19 protein-coding genes are annotated in these 20,868 nt (G+C 47.0%); 15 read left to right on the forward strand and 4 right to left on the reverse strand.

All coding sequences use genetic code 11. The features are described from left to right. Positions 1-417: 417 nt before the first annotated feature. Together ACFSRY_RS13470 and ACFSRY_RS13475 are read right to left on the reverse strand one after the other, a co-directional pair. The gene (locus tag ACFSRY_RS13470) at positions 418-1,008 is read right to left on the reverse strand and encodes a histidine phosphatase family protein (RefSeq protein WP_377508452.1); all 591 of its coding nucleotides are present in this window, start codon (positions 1,006-1,008) and stop codon (positions 418-420) included. Positions 1,009-1,073: 65 nt separating this feature from the next. Beyond that, positions 1,074-1,655 (reverse strand): GNAT family N-acetyltransferase, encoded by a 582-nt coding sequence (locus ACFSRY_RS13475; RefSeq protein ID WP_377508455.1) that lies wholly within the window; start codon positions 1,653-1,655, stop codon positions 1,074-1,076. Between the two features lie 272 nt (positions 1,656-1,927). On the opposite strand from ACFSRY_RS13475, the gene ACFSRY_RS13480 reads away from it, so the two are divergent. From ACFSRY_RS13480 to ACFSRY_RS13530, 11 genes are all read left to right on the forward strand, one after another. Further along, the gene (locus ACFSRY_RS13480; protein ID WP_377508458.1) at positions 1,928-2,632 is read left to right on the forward strand and encodes an SDR family oxidoreductase; all 705 of its coding nucleotides are present in this window, start codon (positions 1,928-1,930) and stop codon (positions 2,630-2,632) included. A gap of 29 nt (positions 2,633-2,661) precedes the next feature. Then, positions 2,662-3,780, forward strand: coding sequence for an NAD-dependent epimerase/dehydratase family protein (locus tag ACFSRY_RS13485; protein ID WP_377508461.1), 1,119 nt, complete (start codon positions 2,662-2,664; stop codon positions 3,778-3,780). 32 nt (positions 3,781-3,812) lie between these two features. Beyond that, positions 3,813-5,870, forward strand: coding sequence for an SDR family NAD(P)-dependent oxidoreductase (locus ACFSRY_RS13490; RefSeq protein WP_377508464.1), 2,058 nt, complete (start codon positions 3,813-3,815; stop codon positions 5,868-5,870). Between the two features lie 58 nt (positions 5,871-5,928). After that, positions 5,929-6,882 carry an MDR/zinc-dependent alcohol dehydrogenase-like family protein gene (locus ACFSRY_RS13495; protein ID WP_377508467.1) on the forward strand — a complete coding sequence of 318 codons (954 nt, stop codon included), beginning with the start codon at positions 5,929-5,931 and terminating at the stop codon, positions 6,880-6,882. Positions 6,883-6,892: 10 nt separating this feature from the next. Continuing rightward, a complete protein-coding gene (locus tag ACFSRY_RS13500) occupies positions 6,893-7,942 on the forward strand; it encodes a Gfo/Idh/MocA family protein (RefSeq protein WP_377508471.1) in 1,050 nt (349 codons plus the stop codon). A 4-nt stretch (positions 7,943-7,946) separates the two neighbouring features. After that, on the forward strand, positions 7,947-9,047 hold the full coding sequence (locus tag ACFSRY_RS13505) for a glycosyltransferase (RefSeq protein WP_377508475.1): 1,101 nt from the start codon (positions 7,947-7,949) through the stop codon (positions 9,045-9,047). A gap of 118 nt (positions 9,048-9,165) precedes the next feature. Continuing rightward, complete coding sequence (locus ACFSRY_RS13510) at positions 9,166-10,308, forward strand: CgeB family protein (protein WP_377508479.1); 1,143 nt, start codon at positions 9,166-9,168, stop codon at positions 10,306-10,308. Continuing rightward, on the forward strand, positions 10,298-11,404 hold the full coding sequence (locus tag ACFSRY_RS13515) for a CgeB family protein (RefSeq protein WP_377508482.1): 1,107 nt from the start codon (positions 10,298-10,300) through the stop codon (positions 11,402-11,404). The genes ACFSRY_RS13510 and ACFSRY_RS13515 overlap by 11 nt, the downstream gene beginning before the upstream one ends. Next, a complete protein-coding gene (locus ACFSRY_RS13520; protein ID WP_377508485.1) occupies positions 11,401-12,483 on the forward strand; it encodes a CgeB family protein in 1,083 nt (360 codons plus the stop codon). The genes ACFSRY_RS13515 and ACFSRY_RS13520 overlap by 4 nt, the downstream gene beginning before the upstream one ends. A gap of 35 nt (positions 12,484-12,518) precedes the next feature. After that, complete coding sequence (locus ACFSRY_RS13525; RefSeq protein ID WP_377508488.1) at positions 12,519-13,337, forward strand: TIGR04290 family methyltransferase; 819 nt, start codon at positions 12,519-12,521, stop codon at positions 13,335-13,337. 84 nt (positions 13,338-13,421) lie between these two features. Continuing rightward, positions 13,422-13,991 carry an NUDIX hydrolase gene (locus ACFSRY_RS13530; protein ID WP_377508491.1) on the forward strand — a complete coding sequence of 190 codons (570 nt, stop codon included), beginning with the start codon at positions 13,422-13,424 and terminating at the stop codon, positions 13,989-13,991. 62 nt (positions 13,992-14,053) lie between these two features. Here the strand turns inward: ACFSRY_RS13530 and hisC are convergent, their stop codons facing one another. Then, positions 14,054-16,198 (reverse strand): histidinol-phosphate transaminase, encoded by a 2,145-nt coding sequence (gene hisC, locus ACFSRY_RS13535; RefSeq protein ID WP_377508494.1) that lies wholly within the window; start codon positions 16,196-16,198, stop codon positions 14,054-14,056. A gap of 235 nt (positions 16,199-16,433) precedes the next feature. On the opposite strand from hisC, the gene ACFSRY_RS13540 reads away from it, so the two are divergent. The 3 genes from ACFSRY_RS13540 to ACFSRY_RS13550 all read left to right on the forward strand — a co-directional run bounded on the left by ACFSRY_RS13540 (position 16,434) and on the right by ACFSRY_RS13550 (position 18,674). Then, positions 16,434-17,024 (forward strand): nitroreductase family protein, encoded by a 591-nt coding sequence (locus ACFSRY_RS13540; RefSeq protein WP_377508497.1) that lies wholly within the window; start codon positions 16,434-16,436, stop codon positions 17,022-17,024. 9 nt (positions 17,025-17,033) lie between these two features. After that, complete coding sequence (locus ACFSRY_RS13545; RefSeq protein ID WP_377508500.1) at positions 17,034-17,747, forward strand: pirin family protein; 714 nt, start codon at positions 17,034-17,036, stop codon at positions 17,745-17,747. A 138-nt stretch (positions 17,748-17,885) separates the two neighbouring features. After that, positions 17,886-18,674: a tellurite resistance TerB family protein gene (locus ACFSRY_RS13550; protein WP_377508503.1), complete on the forward strand. Its 789-nt coding sequence runs from the start codon at positions 17,886-17,888 to the stop codon at positions 18,672-18,674. 25 nt (positions 18,675-18,699) lie between these two features. Here ACFSRY_RS13550 and ACFSRY_RS13555 read toward each other — a convergent pair whose 3' ends face one another. Then, entirely contained in the window at positions 18,700-19,308 is a 609-nt protein-coding gene (locus tag ACFSRY_RS13555; protein WP_377508507.1) for a DsbA family oxidoreductase, read from the reverse strand. Positions 19,309-19,420: 112 nt separating this feature from the next. On the opposite strand from ACFSRY_RS13555, the gene ACFSRY_RS13560 reads away from it, so the two are divergent. After that, entirely contained in the window at positions 19,421-20,602 is a 1,182-nt protein-coding gene (locus ACFSRY_RS13560; protein WP_377508511.1) for a serine hydrolase domain-containing protein, read from the forward strand. The last annotated feature ends 266 nt before the right edge of the window (positions 20,603-20,868 follow it).

A 20,868-nucleotide genomic window follows, 5' to 3' on the forward strand; every position in this document is an offset into this window, starting at 1 on the left:
ATTTAATGTTATAGATTGAAATTGATTAAGATTCTGTTTGTAAAGCTTTAAAAATAAATTTGCCTTTCAGTTATATTGCTGGTATTGACAAAGAAATAGCTCTGATAAATACATAAAGATGGTTTGTGTATTACCAGAGAAACGTAGTTTATATTTTAAGTTTTGCTTTCTATTTGAATGTCTTCAACGTCGAAGTGATAAGCTCTTATTGCTATATCTGTAGGTAACGTTAAACAGAAGATAAGGAAGTTTGTTTTTCATAGGCAGAGTGAAAACCTTGATAAAAACATATATGGGTAAAAATGACTGCTTGAATTCAATGATTAATGCTAAAGCAGTTCGTAAACGTTGATTTTACTGGTTTAGGGGCAGAAAGGTTGTGCTATTTATATAAAGATGATAGTTATGTATAAGGTGCTACCGCTGCAACATAGTCACTGACAAAAACTTATGACCTTCGTCTACCTCAAGTGTCCAGCCCATTTTCTGTAAATCGCGCTTGATAAAGTTGTTCAACAGGCCATGAGCCACTAAAACAGTTGTTTTGTTAGTGGTGGCATCCTGGGCTAAAGTAGAGGCGCACTCACGGGCTCTTTGGCGAGCTTCTCTAAACGTCTCAATGTCTTTGCTGTTTAGTCCCAGAAACCACAGGATGCGGGCGCTCAACAGCCAGAGTTTAATCGGAAGCCGTACTAACGGCAATGAGAAAATCCTTCGCTCAAACTCCCTGAATGTCTCATCGACTCGTAGTTGTATGTCTTCTCCAAAAATAGCCCTTGCCGTAAGCTGGGATCTGACTAGGGTGCTACAGAAAACTTTGTCTATCTCTTTGTAAGGAATGGCCTCATGCTGCAGTACAAATTGTTCTACTTCTGCGGCATCATAGTCAGATATATACTTACGGGCAGCTTGTACATCAAACAAACCCTTATTTCCCAGGTCCGGCTTTGCATGCCGGATCAGGAAGATGCGCTCAGGTAAGGCTGAATCATGAATTGGTGCTTCCATTATAAATAAAGGAGTTATTCCTTTGCTTATACGAACAGCAGAAATCAGGTTATTTAGGGGAGGTATTAGCAGACTGATAGATCGTGAAAGAAGTTTGCTTTCACTTGAGGCCATTCATGCCGGAGTATACTATAATATATAGTGTCACGGCGGCGGCCATCATGCATTTGGGTGTGGCTTCGAAGTACGCCCTCTTCAGTTGCGCCTATTTTTAACATCGCCTTTCGGGAACGGATGTTCAGAACATCGGTTTTTAATTCAACCCGCTCCATTCCCAGTTCATTAAAAGCATGCTCCAGGAGCAAAAACTTACAGTGCCTGTTAAGGCCACTGCCCCGGAACTCTTTACTTAGCCAGGTCCAGCCTATTTCTAATCTTTTATCTGTCTCTGATATGTTGCCATAGCTTGTGCTTCCGGCAAGTTTGCCTGTGGCTTTATCTATAATCATAAAAGTATAGCGTGTGTTGGTAACATAACCTTTTTCAACTGTTTGCCTCCATTCTTCAAGGTCGCGCTGGCTGCTGATTTTTGTTGGCATAAAGCGCCATATGTCTTCATCTGCAGCAATCAACGCTACAGCTTTCAGATCAGGTGCCTTGTATTTGCGAAGGAGCACCCGTGCATCCTGGAGTAAGATATCACCCATAAAAATCATGGTACATTTTCCAAAGGGTTAAGTGATTATCAAGAGTTTGACCAAAAGTCAGATTTGAAATTTTCAATACAATGTCTATGCATGTTTTTTCAGCCTGTTGCCTTACTAAAACCTGTAAATTGTACATTTAAACAAAAAGTTGGCGGGCTCTTATATTGTAACAAAGCAGCATCAACAACCCTATTTGCATCAACTGCGTTCTACCTACCAAATTTAATGTGTACCAACAACTTTATATATAGGGGGTATAAAAATATAGGTTAGTGCAGTATCTTAAAGGTAAAACGGCAGTTGTTAGTGGGGGCGGATCAGGTATAGGATTCGCAATTGTAGAAAAACTAATAGCCGCTCAGGTTAAAACCGCAATTGCTGATTTGCACCTACCTGAAAATCTCCCATCAAATACGCACCCTTTTATTTGTGATGTAGCTGCAGCACCCGCAGTTGATGTACTTTTCAATAAAGTATACGAAGTAATAGGAGCACCCAACATCCTTATTTGTAGTGCCGGTCAGGGAATACACGAAAAACTGACCGAAGGAGATCCGGAGAAGTGGCAACAGGTGATAAACACAAACCTGATGGGCACCCTCAGGATGATTCGTGCTTTCGTGCCCGGTATGCTTGAGAAGGGGCGGGGTGATGTGGTTATTATTTCTTCGGTGGCGGCTGGGCAGAGTTTTGAATATGGCGGTGTTTATGCTGCTACTAAATCGGCTCTCAACGTGATAGCCGATACCCTGAGAAAGGAGGTGCTGCCAAAAGTAAGAGTAACAGTGGTAGCACCAGGTGTAACAGACACCGCGTTTTTTGAGAATACGGTATCAGGGTTTCATACAATAGAAGATATAGGATATGGCGCAATTTCAGCAGAAGCAGTGGCAGATGCCGTTATGTATGCCCTGGACAGGCCGCATGAGATATCTGTAAATCAAATAACGATGCGGCCTACGGGGCAGCCGTTTTAGAAAAGTAAAAACAAATGCAACAGGAAACTATGAAAAACAAAGTATTGATAACGGGTGGTGCCGGGTTTATTGGATCTCACCTGGCGGATGAGCTATTGCAGCATGGGTATACCGTTAGAGCTTTGGACAATTTGAGTGAACAGGTGCACGGCCGGAATTGTGAAAGACCCGAGTACCTGCACCCGGATGTAGAACTGATTGTAGGCGATGTAAGGAACCCTGAAGATGTGGCTCGTGCCCTGGAAGGCGTGGATTATGTCTATCATTTTGCCGCTATGGTAGGTGTGGGACAAAGCATGTATGAGATCAAGGAGTATACCGATGTGAACAATATCGGTACTGCCGTTTTGCTGGAGGCACTTATTAAAAATCCGGTTAAAAAACTGGTAGTTGCCAGTAGCATGAGTATTTACGGCGAAGGATTATATAAATCTCCATCCGGTGAATTAACTACTGTGCCGGAAAGACCCCTGGAGCAGCTGAAAGCAGCTGATTGGGAGCTATACAATGAGAAGGGGGAGCAGTTACAGCCTGTGCCTACTTCAGAATCAAAAACGCCAACGCTGTCTTCTGTTTACGCCCTCTCCAAGTATGATCAGGAGAGACTTTGCCTGATGGTAGGCCGTGCCTATAATATTCCAACGGTAGCCATGCGCTTCTTTAATGTGTATGGCACCAGGCAAGCGCTGTCAAACCCTTACACAGGGGTGCTGGCCATCTTTGCCTCAAGGTTATTAAATAACAATTCCCCTATGATTTTCGAAGACGGGTATCAGCAGCGTGATTTCGTGCATGTGCGCGACGTGGCACTGGCCTGCCGCCTGGCGATGGAAAAAGAGGAGGCAAACGGCATGGTGTTTAACGTTGGAAGTGGCAACAACTATACAATACGTGAGATTGGTGAACGCCTGGCAACTGTTATGGATAAAAAGCACCTGCTGCCTGAGGTAACCGGAAAGTACAGGGTAGGGGACATCCGTCATTGCTATGCAGACATTTCGCTGGCAAACGAAGTCCTCGGCTTTTATCCGCAGGTAGAGTTTAACGCGGGTTTAGAAGAGCTTGCCAATTGGCTGGAAGGCCAGATTGCTTACGACCGCGTTAGCGAAGCCAGCGCCGAACTGGCAGCACGAGGCCTTACTGTATAGCGGCCCATACATTTACTAAGGATCTAAGAACGATGAAAATAGATACTGACATGAACAACAAATCATCGCTTCCCATTGTAGGGTTAGTGGAATGGTTCAGACCAGGTGAGCATGAACGTGTGAAGCAGGTAATATCGGACCTGAAGGAGCTGGGAGTAACCGAGCTGCGAACAGGAGTATCCTGGGCCGACTACTATACTCCCGAAGGAAAGGAGTGGTATAATTGGCTGATTCCAACCCTGGCGAAGGAGGTGAATATCTTACCTTGCTTCCTCTACACCCCACCTTCCATTGGTGAGAAAAAAAGAACCTCTTCTCCTCCAAAAGATAAAAAAGCTTATGCTGATTTCCTGGATGTGTTCATTACAGACCACGGCCAGCATTTCGAATGGGTAGAGCTGTGGAACGAGCCGAATAACCAGGTAGAGTATGATTTTACCCTGGATTACGGCTGGAATAAATTTGCAGAAATGATAGGGGGGGCTGCTTACTGGTGCAAACAGCGCGGCAAGAAAACTCTTCTTGGCGGCATGAGCCCTATAGACCCAAACTGGCTGCAGGTTATGTTTGAGCATGGGGTAATGCAGTATATTGATGCTATTGGTATCCACGGTTTCCCTTTTGTTTTCGATCAGATGTGGGATGGTTGGGAAGATAACATCAAATCTGTTCGTGCTGTAATGGAGCAGCACAATTGTAAAGCTGAGCTCTGGATAACTGAGGCTGGCTTCTCTACGTGGCAGCACGATGAGTACAAGCAGCTCCAGGAATTTAATGAAGTGCTGAAAGCAGATGCCGCGCGCGTTTACTGGTACGGTATGTATGACCTTAACGCAAACCTGCCAACTGTGGCAGGCTTTCACCTGGATGACAGAGAGTACCACTTTGGGCTAAAGCGTTCTGATGGAACCTCAAAGTTGCTATACAGGCTTTGGGCTAAGTATGGCTTTGAGAATCTGGACAACCTGCCGCATATCAAGCGCAGTACAAATGAAACTACAGAGCCATACACTTTGATAACCGGAGGTGCCGGATTCGTTGGTACTAACGTGGCTAAACGCCTGCTGAAAGAAGGTAAGCGTGTTATGGTATTTGATAACCTTTGCCGGGATGGGGTGGAGCAGAACCTGCAGTGGTTACATGAGAATTACCACGATCAACTGGAGGTTTATGTTGGAGACATCCGCGACCTGCAGACCGTGCGCCATGTGATGAAGCACGCAGAACAGGTGTTTCACTTTGCGGCACAGGTAGCTGTTACCACCTCTCTTGATCTTCCAATCAATGATTTTGAAATCAATGCCAGGGGAATTATAAATGTTCTGGAAGCTATTCGGGAACAGGATAACCCACCTCCGTTGGTGTTTACTTCCACCAATAAGGTGTATGGTGGGCTGGAGGACCTTGAGTTTATATCTAACGGCTCCCGCTATTACCCGTCTGATGCCAAGATCAAAAAGTATGGTATTTCCGAAGAACGCCACCTGGATTTCCACAGCCCTTATGGATGCTCCAAAGGTGCTGCCGACCAATATGTGGTAGACTATGCCCGTACCTACAATTTACCAATGGCTGTGTTTAGAATGAGCTGCATCTATGGCCCGCACCAATATGGAAACGAGGACCAGGGTTGGGTAGCTCATTTTGCGATAAGGGCAATTGAAGGAGAACAGGTGAATATCTATGGCGACGGCAAGCAGGTGCGCGATATTCTGTTCGTAGAGGATCTGGTAGACGCTTTCCTGTTAGCGCAGGAGCAAATGGACACTGTAAAAGGGCAGGCCTTTAATATAGGAGGCGGAGTAGAGAACACAGTGAGTCTGTTGGAGTTGCTGAAGACCATCGGCCGTTATCGTGGCGAAGACATTCCATTGAATTTCGGCGATTGGCGCCCCGGCGACCAGCACTATTATGTTTCCGACACCCGCAAATTCCAGAAGGCCACAGGCTGGTATCCAAAGCACAATGTAACAGAAGGAGTGGCCAAGTTGTACCAGTGGCTTTGCGAGAACAGGGGCTACAAAGTACCCATGATCATTTCTAAAACTTTAAAAGAAGAAGAACCTGTTAAAAAAGAAGCAGTTGCCTGATATGCAAGATACTCTTACTACTGATAAAAAAGCTGTGGCAAACACCCGAACTACAACTATGAAAGCAGCTGTAATTACAGCACCAAACAAAATTGAGGTGCAGGAAGTTGCCTTGCCTGAGCCTGGGAAGGGCCAGGTGCGTCTGAAGCTGGAAGGCTGCGGTCTTTGTGCTTCTAACATACCCGTGTGGGAAGGCCGGGAGTGGTTCAATTATCCCGTAGAAGCTGGTAATCCCGGTCATGAAGGATGGGGTGTGGTAGACGCCGTAGGCGAGGGTGTAACCACTGTGAAAGTGGGTGATCGTGTGGCAGCTTTGTCTTACAATTCCTACGCAGAATATGATCTGACTGATGCTGACAAGGTGGTAAAGCTGCCGGATGCAATAGCAGGCAAGCCCTTCCCGGGTGAGCCATTAGGTTGCGCCATGAACATCTTCAAACGCAGCGATATCTCTGCAGGACAAACAGTAGCTATACTTGGTGTCGGTTTCCTGGGTGCACTGCTGGTGCAGCTGGCTAAAAATGCCGGCGCAAAAGTTATTGCCGTGTCGCAGAGGGAGTTCTCTCTGGAGATGGCGAAGGAATGTGGGGCAGATGAAATCATCCGGATGGACGACCACTATAAAATTATTGAAAAAGTGAAGGAACTGACCAACGGAAAGTTCTGTGAGCGCGTAATAGAGTGCACCGGAAAAGAATGGCCGCTGAACCTGGCTGGTGAACTTTCTGCCGAACGTGGTAAACTTATCATTGCAGGATTTCATCAGGATGGCATGCGGCAGGTAAATATTCAACTCTGGAACTGGCGTGGACTGGACGTGATAAATGCCCACGAGCGTGACCCGCAAGAATATATCAATGGTATAAAGCTGGCTGTTAAGGCTGTAGAAGAAGGAACTGTCAACCCTGAGAAACTTTATACCCATACCTATACGCTTGATAATATAAGTCAGGCATTTGATAAACTGACAAACCGGCCCGACGGATTTGTAAAAGCTCTTATAACATACTAGATACACTAGCATGCAAGAAACTGTACTTGATAAAGAAAAAGGCTCTTTAGCTTCTTCATCATCCTCCACATCTTCTGTTCCAAAACTTGGTTTTCTTGGCGTAGGCTGGATTGGCCGTAACCGAATGGAAGTGATCTCCAGGCATCAAGCAGGAGAAGTGGCCTATATTTCGGATACCGCTGTGCAAAATGCGCTAGAGGCGCAAAAGAGTGCCCCTGAAGCCAAACAACTTCATTCTCTGGAAGCAATCCTGCACCAGCCTGAAGTAGACGGAGTTGTGATTGCTACTCCCAGCGCCTTTCATGCAGAGCAGAGCACCCTTTCCTTAGATGCAGGCAAAGCAGTTTTCTGCCAGAAGCCACTCGGACGTAATGTCGAGGAAACAAAGCGTGTGGTAGAGGCTGCCAGAGAGAATAACAAACTGCTGGGTGTTGACTTGTCGTACAGGTTTACGAAGGCCATGCAGGAGGTATACAAGGTAGTACAAAGCGGCGAGCTTGGCCACATCTATGCAATTGAGCTGGTGTTCCACAACGCGTATGGTCCTGATAAAGCCTGGTTTTATGAGCAGAAGCTTTCAGGTGGAGGATGCGTAATAGACCTTGGTGTACACCTGGTTGATCTAGCTCTCTGGTCGATGAACTTTCCTGAAGTAAGAAACGTGCAGAGCCAGCTGTTTTCGAAAGGAAAGCCCATAAGTATGGCAGAAGGCAAGGTAGAAGATTATGCTTCGGCAAGCATTGAACTGGAAAACAATACACACGTACAGCTGAGCTGCTCCTGGAATTTACCAGCCGGGCAGGAGGCTATCATCAGTGCTACCTTTTACGGTACAGAAGGGGGCGTGGCGTTCAAGAATGTGAACGGCTCTTTCTACGACTTTGTGGCAGAGCGCTACCACGGCACCAAAACCGAAAAGCTTTGTTCGCCGCCAGACGACTGGATGGGACGAGCCGGAGTGGCCTGGGCAGAAAGGCTGGCTAAAGGAGAAGGTTATAATAATGAAGCAGAAGAATATATAAAAGTAGCAGAAGTATTAGATAAAATTTACGGGAGATAATAACATGGAAGCACATCATCCTTCAAAGATTTTGATGACGGCAGACACTGTAGGCGGTGTCTGGAATTATTCACTGGAGTTGGTAAGAGCGTTGGCGCCGTTCAAAACAGAAGTAGCTTTAGCTACTATGGGAGCTCCCTTAACAACTGAGCAGCGCAGGCAGGCTGATGAGATTGACAACCTGACCGTTTATGAAAGCGACTATAAGCTGGAGTGGATGGAAAACCCTTGGGAGGATGTTGAGAAAGCCGGTGAATGGCTATTAAAACTGAAGGATGAAGTACAACCCGACCTGGTTCACTTGAACAGCATGGTGCACGGCGCCCTGGATTTTGAGTTGCCAACTGTAGTGGTGGTACACTCCTGTGTAATGTCTTGGTGGAAAGCTGTAAAAGATGAGGACGCCCCTAAGGAATGGGACAAGTACAGAGAGCTCGTTACAAAAGGCCTCCAGTCAGCTGACATGGTAGTTGCGCCAACACAGGCGATGATGCACCAGGCAGAGGCGCTGTACGGGCCTTTCAAGAACAGCACTGTAGTATATAACGGACGGGGGCAGCATGGCTTCCAGTTTGGTAAGAAAGAGCCGTTTGTATTTAGCATGGGCCGTGTGTGGGATGAGGCAAAAAATATTTCCATGTTGGCGCACATTGCTTCAGATTTGCAGTGGCCGGTATATATTGCCGGTGATGATAAGCATCCGGCTACAGGTAAAACCATTGACCTGGAGAATGTGCATTTCCTGGGGCAATTATCCGAAAATGAAGTGTCAGACTGGCTATCCCGGGCCTCTATTTATGCATTGCCAGCCAAATATGAACCTTTTGGTTTAACTGTACTCGAGGCTGCCATGTCAGGGTGTGCGCTGGTAGTAGGTAAAATGGACAGCCAGGCGGAGATCTGGGGCAATGCCGCCAAATACGTGGATCCAAATAATGCTGATGAACTTCGTGATACTATCAATAACCTGATAGAAGACGAATTCGGAAGAAACATCATGGCATGCCGTGCTGTGAAGCGCTCCCATGGCTATACCGCTGACCCGATGGGGCAGGACTATGATCACGTTTACCGGCAGTTGATGAAGCAGGTTGTAAGCGTGTAGCAAAAATTTTTTAATGAGTGGTTGCATGAACATGTGAATTCTTCAGGAATGACAGAATAATATGGTCATGCAATCACTCATTTGTTCATTTTAAAACACACTCATTTAATAGCAAACTATGAAAATCACCCTTTTCTACCACTCAATATTATCGGACTGGAACCATGGAAATGCTCATTTCCTGCGTGGTGTGGTGCGGGAGTTAGAGGAGCGGGGGCACCAGGTAAAAGTATATGAGCCTGAAAACGGCTGGAGCTTACAAAACCTGATAGAAGGGTATGGTAAAGAGAAACTGGACGAACTGAAAGAATATTACCCTAACATCAGTACAAACTTCTACTCCCCTGAAAGTATAAACCTGAACGAGGTACTGTATGATGCTGACCTGGTGCTGGTGCATGAATGGAATGAGCACGATCTGGTTAAACGAATCGGGGAGCACCGCGCAAACGGGGGTAAGTATAAACTAGTGTTTCATGATACCCACCACCGGGCAGTTACTGAGCGTGAAAGCATGGCCAAGTATGACCTTAGGCACTATGATGGTGTGTTAGCATTTGGCCAGAAGATCAGGGATCTGTACCTGGAAGAGGGATGGACACAAAAAGCCTGGACCTGGCATGAGGCCGCTGATACCGCTGTATTTTTCCCGCACGATAAAAAAGAGCCTGAAGGCGATCTGATATGGATTGGGAACTGGGGTGATGAGGAAAGAACGGCAGAGCTGCATGAGTTCCTTATCAATCCTGTAAAGGAGTTGGGCCTGAAAGCAAAAATATACGGTGTCCGGTACCCGGAACACGCCCGTAAAGCATTAGCTGAAGCAGGCATTGCGTATGGCGGATGGCTGCCGAATTATAAAGCTGCCGAAGAGTTTGCCAAATATAAAGTGACTGTGCACGTACCACGCAGGCCTTATGTGGAAGCATTGCCAGGTATTCCTACCATTCGTCCATTTGAGGCGTTGGCCTGTGGCATTCCCCTGATCTCATCTCCCTGGGATGATGCGGAGCATCTTTTTACACCTGGCAAAGATTTCCTGGTAGCCCGCAACGGAGAGGAGATGAAGCAGCACCTGCAAACCATTATCAATAATCCTGAAAAAGCTAAAGAAGTGGCAGCGCATGGTCTGGCAACTATCCAGAGCCGCCATACCTGTGCCCATCGTGTAAATGAACTGGAGAAAGTGTGCGAGGAGCTGGGCATAGCGAAATCAAAGATCTATCTCACTCAAAAAGAAAAAAGCCTTCATGAAGCATAAGAAACTCAATATCGCCTTTTTTGGCTCCAGCCTGGTGTCAGCGTACTGGAACGGTGCGGCTACCTATTACAGAGGAATAGTAAGAGCTTTAAGTGAACGGGGGCATCAGGTAACTTTTTATGAGCCGGATGCTTACGAACGCCAGCAGAACCGCGATATGGATGATCCGGATTGGGCGAAAGTAGTAGTGTATGAAGCCACAGAAGAAGCTGCCTTAAAATGTCTGGAACAAGCCGCCGAAGCTGACATGGTGGTGAAAGCCAGTGGGGTTGGCGTTTTTGATGAATTACTGGAGCGCGAGGTTCTGAAACTGCAGACGGATGACCGCCTGGTTGTGTTTTGGGATGTGGATGCCCCGGCTACCTTGGATAGGGTTCATAAGAATCCGGATGACCAGTTTCTGCAACTGATTCCGCAGTACGACATGATCCTGACCTATGGTGGCGGCGACCCTGTAGTGAATGCTTATGAAGCACTGGGCGCAAAGAAATGCGTACCGATCTATAATGCTTTAGACACTGCTACGCATTTTCCTGTTGATCCGGATCCACGTTTTGAGGCAGACCTTGCCTTTCTGGGAAACCGCTTACCGGACCGTGAAGCGCGGGTGGAAGAATTCTTCCTGAAGCCTGCGGCCCTGGAGGTAAACAAGACGTTCATCATCGGAGGCAGTGGCTGGGGCGATAAACAAATGACTGATAACGTAAAATACATCGGGCATGTATACACAAAAGATCACAACGCTTTCAACTGCACCCCGAAAGTGGTTTTGAACATCAGTCGTGAAAGTATGGCTCGTTATGGTTTCTCACCTGCCACCCGGGTTTTCGAAGCAGCAGGTGCAGGTGCCTGCATCATAACGGATTACTGGGAGGGTATCGACTTTTTCTTTGAGCCTGATAAAGAGATTTTAGTTGCCAAAGATGGTGCTGAAGTAGCCGCCCTACTTGCAGACCTCACCATAGATAAGGCAAAGCAAATTGGGGAGGCGGCGTATAAGAAAGTATTATCAGCGCATACCTATAGTCACCGTGCTGAGCAACTGGAGAAACTGCTGTACGCTAAAATAGAACGAAAGAAAGGAGCATTGGCATGAACATCGTAATCCTTGGACTATCTATTACCTCTAGTTGGGGTAATGGCCACGCCACTACATTTCGGGGCCTGGTACGCGAGCTAAATAATCTGGGGCATCAGGTACTGTTCCTGGAGCGCGACGTGCCATGGTATGCCGGTAACCGGGATCTTCCAGATCCGAAGTATTGCCAGACTGAACTCTACAGTTCACTCAGCGATTTAAAGCAGCGCTTTACGGAGCAGGTGCAGGATGCTGACATGGTTATAGTTGGCTCCTATGTGCCGGAGGGTGTGGAAGTAGGTGAGTGGGTAGTGAAAACAGCGCATGGAGTAAAGGCATTTTATGATATCGATACACCGGTAACGCTTGCTAAACTGGAGAGGGAGGATTATGAGTACCTGCATCCGGACCTTATTCCAAAGTACGACATGTACTTGTCGTTCACAGGTGGACCCACTTTGAGAATGCTGGAGAAGGAGTATGATTCACCTAAGGCAAGACCACTTTACTGCTCCTTCGATCCGACTTTATATTATCCGGAGCTAACGGAGATAAAATGGGATCTAGGTTACCTGGGTACGTACTCCGATGATCGGCAGCCGCCACTCGAAAAGCTGATGCTGGATGCGGCGCGGGAGTGGAAAGACGGTCGTTTTGTAGTAGCTGGTCCGCAATACCCTGAAAGTATAAAGTGGCCTGAAAACACACAGCACATTCATCATTTACCGCCAGCAGAGCATCGCCATTTTTACAACAGCCAGCGATTCACACAGAATATTACCCGCGCTGACATGATAAAGGCAGGTTATTCTCCAAGCGTACGTCTTTTTGAAGCTGCCGCGTGCTGTACGCCGATCATTTCAGATTACTGGGACGGACTCGACAGTTTCTTTAAAATAGGGGAGGAGATACTGGTTTCACGCTCCTCAAAAGACACTTTACGATACCTTCGGGAGATCTGTAAATCGGAGCGTAAAATGATTGGGGAAAGAGCCCGTAAAAAGGTTTTAGCAAACCACACTGCTGCACACCGTGCGCAGGAACTGATACGGTATGCCGCAGAACTGATGACTGTAAAATCATCCGTGGTTAGTTAAATCAAAGTTAAGTAAGCAACAATACGATAAACATTATGTCTGAAATAGAGCAGCTAGGGCCTTGGTTTCATAACCTGCATTTACCAAACGGAGAACAAACCGCACCGCATCACAGGTTAGGAGATTTTCCCCGTTTTAAATGGCAGGAGCTGGAGCCGCATATTCCTGCTGACCTTACTGGATGGAAAGTGCTCGATATAGGCTGTAATGCCGGGTTTTATAGTATAGAACTGGCCAAACGTGGTGCCCACGTTTTAGGAATAGATGTGGATCCTCATTACCTGCGGCAGGCAGAGTGGGCGGCAAAGCAGTTCGGCCTCGAAGATAAAATAGAGCTTAAGCAAATGCAGGTGTACGACGTTGCCCGCCTGGACAGCCAGTTTGACCTGATCTGGTACATGGGAGTGCTCTATCACCTGCGTTACCCTTTACTTTCCCTTGATATTCTGTCGCAGAAGTGCAGGAGACAGATGGTGTTCCAGACACTTTCCATGCCCGGGGAACAGGTTGTTGAAACACCCGATGACTTTGATATAAATGACCGTAAGCGGATGCAGGAGGATGGATGGCCTAAGATGGCATTCATCGAAAAGCGTATGGCTGGTGACATTACGAACTGGTGGGCTCCTAACCGAGCCTGTATTGAGGCCATGATGCGCTCCTGCGGCTTTAGGGTTAAGGAAAGACCGGGACATGAGCTTTATATCCTGGAAGTGGATGAACAACTGAAACAGAACCAGCAATGGAATGAATCGGAGTACCTTTCTGCCACTGGCCAGGATTGGCAAAAGGTTGTAGAAAGAAAGGTCACCGGAAAAAATCAGTACATGGTAGACCAGAACGGTACCAGATAATATTTGCCTTAAACAAACAATTTGCCGCGCTTGCTTCTAATGCAGGCGTGGCTTTTTTTACGGTTTTAATTTTAACTTGCACACATGTCAACTCCTAAACATAGCCCTACACCAAAGCACTGGAAGGTGCTGAAATCTGAACTTGTATTCAATGAGAAATGGTACACCCTTCGCCGGGATGAAGTAGAACTGCCAAACGGAACAGTGCTGGATGATTATTACGTCAGCGTACGGCCAGATGTCGTTTTAACTTTTCCGCTGACAGAGGACAATGAGGTAATCTTTGTGCGCCAGTATAAACATGCAGCGCAAGGGGTTTTCATTGAACTACCGGGTGGCGTTATAGACGAGCATGAGGATGATCCGAAAGATGCTGCCCGTCGCGAAATGCTGGAAGAAACAGGGTATTCTTCTGATGACATGGAGCTCGTGCTGGAGGTAATTGATAATCCTACCAAGGATACTAATAAAATATACTTTTACATGGCTCGCAATGCACGTAAAGTGGCGGAGCAAAAGCTGGATGAAACTGAAAATATTGAAGTGCTTAAAGTGCCTCTGGATAAAGTGGAAGGTATGATTATGAACAGAGAAATTCATGTATCCGGCTCTGTTGCGCTTTGCCTGTTAGCATTACGGAAACTAGGTGTTTAAGCCTCTTCAACTAAAGAGTAGAGGTGCTTAACCTCCTCCTTCTCTTTAGTTGAAGAGCTGTTTTATTTCCAGAATGTGGTGGCCACGACTGGTGTGTTTTTCCAGCAGAGCGTGTAACCCGCACCGTTATTTTCTAAAGAAAAATTCTCGTGCAAATTCAGGGCTTGGACTAAGCTTTCTGGAGAAATCTGGGTGTCAGCGGCCTTAAACCCATTCCGTACCATGCGTTGAAGCCAGGCTTCATTGCGCTCGTGTCGCTCAACCCGATTTACTCCCTCACATGAAATTACATTAATGATCTCTCTTCCAAAGAACTCCTGCTCAATTACCTTGCGCTCCGGCAGGGAAGGGGGCAGTAGTGTGTCGAGCACATCAAACACTGTGTAGTAGTGGCGCAGCGATTCCCGGAGACGTGGCATAAAACTCAGGCGGTTATGCTCAGAGTCCGGTTCAGTGATGGTAAGCAGGGCTGGAGCCAGTGCCTTAATCTGCTGCAAAATACGGTCACGGTAATCCTGCTCAAGTACCAATTGGTCGGGCAGGTGGTGGAGGGTAAAAGCAGAGTTCACCACAAGGGTTTCCGTTGGTGAAAAAGGCAGTTCCTGAAGGTTTATATCCTCCAGTTTCTGAGCAATACCAGTATATGTAAAGTTTAACCCCTTGTTGTCAGCATAATCCTGAAGTTGTTCACCTGTTAAACGGAGACGAACAGCAGGTTCCTCTCCTGCTGCAGGTATGTCAATGCCTGTTATCCTGAGTTTAATATCACCTGCATTTCGGTCTGCCAGCATATCCATCAGGTGCAACCACTGTAATCCGCTGCCTATGCCAAGATCCAGCACATGTATTTCGGATGCACCGGCCACAGCGTCCGCGATGGCTATGTTAGCCAGGCAATGCCCGAACGTAACTAGTGGGGTAGACTTCATCAGCACGTTAAAAGCTGATATCATGTCTGTTACGCCATAGGTGCTGCTGTACAGGTTGCCAGCATGCGCATGCCCGTTTGTACCCAGGCAGGTAGTAAAAGCATGTACAAATGCCAGGGCAATTCTTTCTGCCGCTGTACCATCCCCATTCGCCAGCTGCGATAAAGAGGTAAGTTCCTTTGTCGCGGCACTTTCATCAGAATTTGCTAATTGGGTTCCCGTCTTTAAAATCTGGGCAAGTACCGTGTCAGCCCATATCTTCTCTGGAGAAAGTATGTTTTTCAACTGCTCATGCAGGTAATCCTGGTGCGCTTTAGGTCCGACTGTTACCCGAACACCAAACTTGCTGCTGGAACTTCGCAAGTGCACCCCTCGCTCCTGAAGTTGAGCCACTATGGGAGCAGCGGGTATGCCTGCGTCCACATATAAAAAGTTGCCTTGCGATGGCCACCAGTGTACCCCAAGGTTATTCAGTATTTCCTGTAGGTGTACTTTTCCGGCAGCTGTTTCTGATAGTGTATAGTTCAAGTGGTTTGTATCGTTTAGGGCAGCCAGGCCGGCAACCTGTGCCAGGTGATTTACATTATAAGGTTGCTTTACCTGCATAACTTTAGAAAGCAGGGCGTTATTAGCAACTAAATAGCCAACCCGCATGGAAGCTAGACCATAAGCTTTGGAAAAGGTGCGCAGTACGGCTAGGTTTTTTCGCTCCTGGATGTAAGGTAGCCCCGATCCATAATCTGAAGCGTCTACAAATTCAATATAGGCCTCATCAAGCACTAGCACTACATGGTCAGGAACCTCTCTTACTAACTGCTCCACCTGTAGTTGCGTTAAGTGAGCTCCTGTTGGATTATTAGGGTTTGATAAAAACACAAGCCGGGTAGAAGCTGTGATTTTTGATAATATCGCATAAATATCAAAATCATAGCTGCTGGTGAGAGGAGCAGTGTCAAAAACTATTCCAAGACCTTCTGCCTCATAGCGGTAGAGCGGGTAAGTTGGTTCAAGTGAGAGTATGGAAGCTTCAGGATATGGTTTACACAGTGCCCGGATTAGAAGAGAGATCAGTTCAGCAGATCCGCTGCCTACTACTACTTCATCAGGGGAAACATGAAGCCTTTGAGATATCGCCTGCCTTAATGGTTCAGCATGCGGATCAGGGTAACGATATATAGCTGTCAGGGCTTCTTTTAAAGCAGCAGAAACTTCTTCTGAAATTCCAAATAAGTTTTCATTTGCGGCGGCACTATAAACAGCCGTGTGGGGAGGGTGCATATAAGAAGGTATTTCTATAAGAATTCTTTCAAATACAAGAGTTCAAATATAGGGAATCTTTAATTTATTAATTCCTTTCGTTGAATTTATTCAAGGTTATTTACAAAAATATAATCTTGATATTATTTAGCCGGATTAGGAACAAAAATGCTGTAATGTTTGTACATTATATGTATGTACATTAAATTTGAGCTTCAGTTATAGGAGCTACTATTAACTACGAGAATATAAGCAATTGACTAAGACATCAACAGAAAATAAAATAGCCGTACACAACCTGATCGAAAACCGCTGGAGCCCAAGGGCTTTTGCAGATACACCAGTAGAGCAGGAGCAGCTGCAGGCGCTTTTTGAAGCGGCACGTTGGGCACCCTCTGCCATGAACGAGCAGCCGTGGCGTTTTATCTATGCCACCAAAGATGATAAGGAAGCTTATGAAAGATTGCTGAGCTGCCTGGTAGAAGCGAACCAGGTGTGGGCAAAAAAAGCGCCGGTTCTATTCGTTTCGGTTGCCAAAAGAACGTACGACTTTAACGGGAATGCAAACGGCCACGCGTGGCACGATGTAGGTATGGCAACAGCTAACCTGGTACTGCAGGCAACAGACCTTGACCTGCATGTGCATTTAATGGGCGGGTTCAGTGCTGAAAAAGCTCGTGAAGCCTTAGATATTCCGGAAGGCTTTGAGGCTGTAGCAATGGGTGCAGTTGGTTATGTAGGCGACCCGGAAGGTTTGCCGGAGCAGCTAAAAGCCAGAGAACTGGCACCAAGGCAGCGTAAACCGCTTCACGAGATCGTATTCAATGGTAAATGGGAACAGAAATAAAATACAGCTATGAGCAAGAAAGTAATTCATAAAGCAAATACACGTGGCCATGCAAACCATGGGTGGTTGAACTCTTACCACAGTTTCAGCTTTGCCAGCTACTATAATCCGGAGCGGATGGGATTTGGACTGCTGCGCGTCCTGAATGATGATACCGTAGCACCCGGTATGGGCTTTGGGGCCCATCCCCATGATAACATGGAGATCATTTCTATACCTTTAGCAGGGGAACTGGCGCACAAAGACAGCACCGGCAATGAAAAGACTATCCGCACAAACGAGGTGCAGATCATGTCGGCAGGTACTGGTTTAACTCACTCGGAGTACAACCATTCCAAAACAGATGAAGTAAAGTTTCTGCAGATCTGGGTGTTCCCGAAGGAGCGTGATATAAAGCCGCGTTACGAGCAGAAGTCCTTTAAACCTGAAGATCGCCAGAACCAACTGCAAACGGTGGTGTCGCCGGATAAAGATGGGGAAGCCATCTGGATCAACCAGGATGCTTGGTTTACACTGGGTACCCTTAAGTCGGGCTTCTCTGAGGAGTATAAACTGCACATGCCACATCACGGGGTTTATGCTTTTGTGCTGGAAGGCGAAGTTGAGATTGACGGGGAGAAACTGAGCAAACGCGATGGCATGGGTATATCCGACACGAATAGTTTTACCATCAAGGCTGATGCCGATGCAGAATTGCTGTTGATGGAAGTGCCGATGAAATAATTTTCCTTTCTTATAGTTTATAAAGGCCCTTTAGTATGCTATACTACAGGGCCTTTTGTTTTGCACAAAGCTATCTGTGCTTCTCTAACTTAAAGTCACATCTGCCGTTATTTCTATTCTATACAAACTTTAACAGCTATGGAACAAGAAGAAACCGTCTTACTAAAAGATTATACAAACGAAGAAAAAGGTGCCTACCTGGGTGCGCTGGCAACTATTGCTTCCGTAGACGGCAAAGCATCGGAAGAGGAACTGGAGTTTCTGCGGATACTGAGCGAAGCTGCTGAGATGCCGGAGAACGTAGAGCAAGAGGTGGTGCAAATTGCGCAGAACCCATCGCAGATCAACCTGCAAAAGTGCCTGGACGTGCTCAAGAAAAGCCAGCTTCGTTTTCCGTTCATTACAGATATCATCGCCTTCGCCAAAGCAGATGGACAGTATACGCCGGAAGAACAAAAGCATATTCAGGACATAGCCGATTACCTGCAGGTTGACCAGAAGCAATACAGCATACTGGAGCAGTATGTAAACAAAGCCGAGGACGCGCAGCAGCATGGCGAAGACCCGACTTCCAACTCCTTTATGAACAAGAACGGCTTTGGCGACATGTTTAAAAATGCAGGTATTTCCCCGGGTATGGTAAAAGGGATGCTGGGTGTTGTTGCCCCGCTTGTTATTGCCGGCATGATGCGGCGTGGTGGCAGGCGCAGAGGCATGATGGGTGGTATGGGCGGATTAGCCGGTGGCGGTTTGCTTGGTGGCCTGTTAGGTGGAATGATGGGAGGCATGCGTCGGTCTGGCGGCCTGGGTTCTATGGCCTCTATACTTGGCGGACTGAACGGCAGACGAGGCTATGGAAGTATGGGCTCTGGAGGGCTAGGCAGCTTACTGGGTGGAATATTAGGTGGCAGAAAACGAGGCTGGTAAAAGTATAAACTGGAGTTAGAAGATTTTACTCTTCCAGCTCCAGTTTTATAAGCCTTCGCAGGTCCTCTTCGGGCAGGAGTCCGCGCACAATTTTATCCCCGATAATAAAGGTAGGTACAGCCTGGACACCTATTTCTTCGTAAGCATGCTTCAAAGCCTGTTGATGTGCTGCTTTATACTTTCTGCTCTCAAGGGCTTCTCTGAATTCCGTTTCATCAAGCCCGACCTCCCCGGCTAATTTCGTAAGTATAGCCACATCTCCAATATCCAGTTCCTCCTGGAAAAAGGCCCGGAACATTCTGTCAGTGTACTTTTCGCCTAAACCTTTTTCCTTAGCAAACTGAAAGCCCTCAAAAGCCAGGTGCGTGTAAGGCTGCGGTGATACGTGTGGGAGTTTCATCTCAATTCCCAGTTGGTCAGCCATCGGGTAAACAGAATCACGCCAGGTATTCTGCAGGTAATCCCCTTCAGGTTTAAGCGTGGGAGTAGGCTTTGATCGTAATTCGAAGGGCATCCACTCCACATTAACTTTTTCTCTTCCTTCGATCCCAGCCAAAGCTCTTTCCAGCACTACCTCTCCAAAGTAGCAGTAAGGACAAACATAGTCGGAGTATACTTTTATCTGTAGCATCATTAAGTTTCTATTAGGTATAGGTGTACAGGGTTGTACTCCTTTTTGTTCTCTCCTGATAGCGGGTGACAGCTTCTTTTTTCGTAGATTGGTTTCAGTAACCATTCTTAAGAAGATGATCAAGAATACAGTTTTTGCCCTGGCCATTGCGATTAGTTTTTTATCCTGTAAGCAACAGCCACAGCAGACCTTAGGGACTGCTAGTACGCAGCAGGTAAGCCAGAAATATTATTACCCCGAAGAAGGCGACGATTGGAAGCATAAAAAGCCGGAAGAAGTAGGCATGGATGCGGCGTTGTTGCAAGAGGCTGTTGAGTGGGCGAAGATGCAGGAGACAACACAGATCGAGAAAGACTTTTCTACCCAAAAAGATATATTCGGAGAACCGCTCGGTCCGTTGCCGGCAAGCAGGGCTAGTACCAATGGTATCATTCTTAAAGATGGTTACATTGTGGCAGAGTGGGGGGATACCGAGGCTGTTGACCCTACTTATAGTGTGGCTAAGAGTTTTCTCTCTACCCTCCTTGGCCTTACCATAGACAGGGGCATGATCCAAAATATAAATGACCCCGTTGCAAAGTATGTGAAAGACGGCGGCTACGATTCGGAACACAATCGCAAAGTGACATGGGAGCACCATGCGCGACAGACATCGGAGTGGCAGGGTGAGATGTGGGGTAAGAAAGATGATTTTATAGGTAAAGAAGCCTTTGGCCGCGGAGAACGGAAGCCACGTGAAATCCAGGAGCCGGGCAGCTTTTACGAGTACAACGATACCCGCATCAACCGCTTCGCTTTATCACTACTTCGCCTGTGGGAGAAGCCATTGCCGGAGGTGCTGGAAGATGAGATTATGGATCCGATCGATGCCTCTGATTCCTGGAAGTGGGTACCTTACGGAAATTCTGTAGTAGAGATTAACGGAAAGCAAATGCCATCGGTAAGCGGTGGCACGCGCTGGGGTGGCGGCCTGTGGATCAACACCCGCGACGAAGCTCGTTTTGGTTACCTGTTCCTGCGCAACGGCCGTTGGGAAGACAAACAGCTGATATCTGAAAAGTGGATCAAAGAAGCCACCACACGCGGTGCTGTAGGCCCGGACTACGGCTACTTGTGGTGGCTGAACACCGAAGGCAAGGCCTGGCCCGATGCTCCCACCACCAGCTACGCAGCCTTGGGCGCAGGGCAGAATACCATCTGGATAGATCCGGAGCATGATATTGTGATCGTATGGCGCTGGCATGATGGTAAGCAGAATGAGTTGATAAAAAGAGTGCTGGCGGCGGTGAAGGAGTAGGTAAGTGTAAAGTCCATGGCGCGAGCGTCCACGCTCGTTTTTAACTATAGAAAAGGACAAAGATCTGTTCATTTGTTTACACTTCCGCTTTCTTAAAAGGTACTGAAGTACTTTCAGCTAGCTTTTCGCCTCGCCGGCTAGGCCCTACTTTTCTCCTTGATGAGAAAAGTAAGCAAAAGAATCAAGACGATTTTGAACTCGCTGAACGCTCAAACAAAAAATCGTCGGTGGGGCACTACGCCAAAGTCTTTGCTATGAAAGAAGGT

This window comes from Pontibacter locisalis, from assembly GCF_042684605.1.
GTDB classification, from domain to species: domain Bacteria; phylum Bacteroidota; class Bacteroidia; order Cytophagales; family Hymenobacteraceae; genus Pontibacter; species Pontibacter locisalis.

Excerpts from the sequence above, each read along its gene's own strand:
- ACFSRY_RS13515 (WP_377508482.1), top strand. The coding sequence starts at position 10,298 with ATGAAGCATAAGAAACTCAATATCGCCTTTTTTGGCTCCAGCCTGGTG.
- ACFSRY_RS13490 (WP_377508464.1), top strand. The coding sequence starts at position 3,813 with ATGAAAATAGATACTGACATGAACAACAAATCATCGCTTCCCATTGTA.
- ACFSRY_RS13560 (WP_377508511.1), top strand. The coding sequence starts at position 19,421 with ATGATCAAGAATACAGTTTTTGCCCTGGCCATTGCGATTAGTTTTTTA.
- ACFSRY_RS13500 (WP_377508471.1), top strand. The coding sequence starts at position 6,893 with ATGCAAGAAACTGTACTTGATAAAGAAAAAGGCTCTTTAGCTTCTTCA.
- ACFSRY_RS13470 (WP_377508452.1), bottom strand. The coding sequence starts at position 1,008 with ATGGAAGCACCAATTCATGATTCAGCCTTACCTGAGCGCATCTTCCTG.
- ACFSRY_RS13525 (WP_377508488.1), top strand. The coding sequence starts at position 12,519 with ATGTCTGAAATAGAGCAGCTAGGGCCTTGGTTTCATAACCTGCATTTA.
- ACFSRY_RS13550 (WP_377508503.1), top strand. The coding sequence starts at position 17,886 with ATGGAACAAGAAGAAACCGTCTTACTAAAAGATTATACAAACGAAGAA.
- ACFSRY_RS13495 (WP_377508467.1), top strand. The coding sequence starts at position 5,929 with ATGAAAGCAGCTGTAATTACAGCACCAAACAAAATTGAGGTGCAGGAA.
- ACFSRY_RS13530 (WP_377508491.1), top strand. The coding sequence starts at position 13,422 with ATGTCAACTCCTAAACATAGCCCTACACCAAAGCACTGGAAGGTGCTG.
- ACFSRY_RS13555 (WP_377508507.1), bottom strand. The coding sequence starts at position 19,308 with ATGATGCTACAGATAAAAGTATACTCCGACTATGTTTGTCCTTACTGC.
- ACFSRY_RS13520 (WP_377508485.1), top strand. The coding sequence starts at position 11,401 with ATGAACATCGTAATCCTTGGACTATCTATTACCTCTAGTTGGGGTAAT.
- ACFSRY_RS13505 (WP_377508475.1), top strand. The coding sequence starts at position 7,947 with ATGGAAGCACATCATCCTTCAAAGATTTTGATGACGGCAGACACTGTA.
- ACFSRY_RS13475 (WP_377508455.1), bottom strand. The coding sequence starts at position 1,655 with ATGGGTGATATCTTACTCCAGGATGCACGGGTGCTCCTTCGCAAATAC.
- ACFSRY_RS13545 (WP_377508500.1), top strand. The coding sequence starts at position 17,034 with ATGAGCAAGAAAGTAATTCATAAAGCAAATACACGTGGCCATGCAAAC.
- hisC (WP_377508494.1), bottom strand. The coding sequence starts at position 16,198 with ATGCACCCTCCCCACACGGCTGTTTATAGTGCCGCCGCAAATGAAAAC.
- ACFSRY_RS13510 (WP_377508479.1), top strand. The coding sequence starts at position 9,166 with ATGAAAATCACCCTTTTCTACCACTCAATATTATCGGACTGGAACCAT.
- ACFSRY_RS13485 (WP_377508461.1), top strand. The coding sequence starts at position 2,662 with ATGAAAAACAAAGTATTGATAACGGGTGGTGCCGGGTTTATTGGATCT.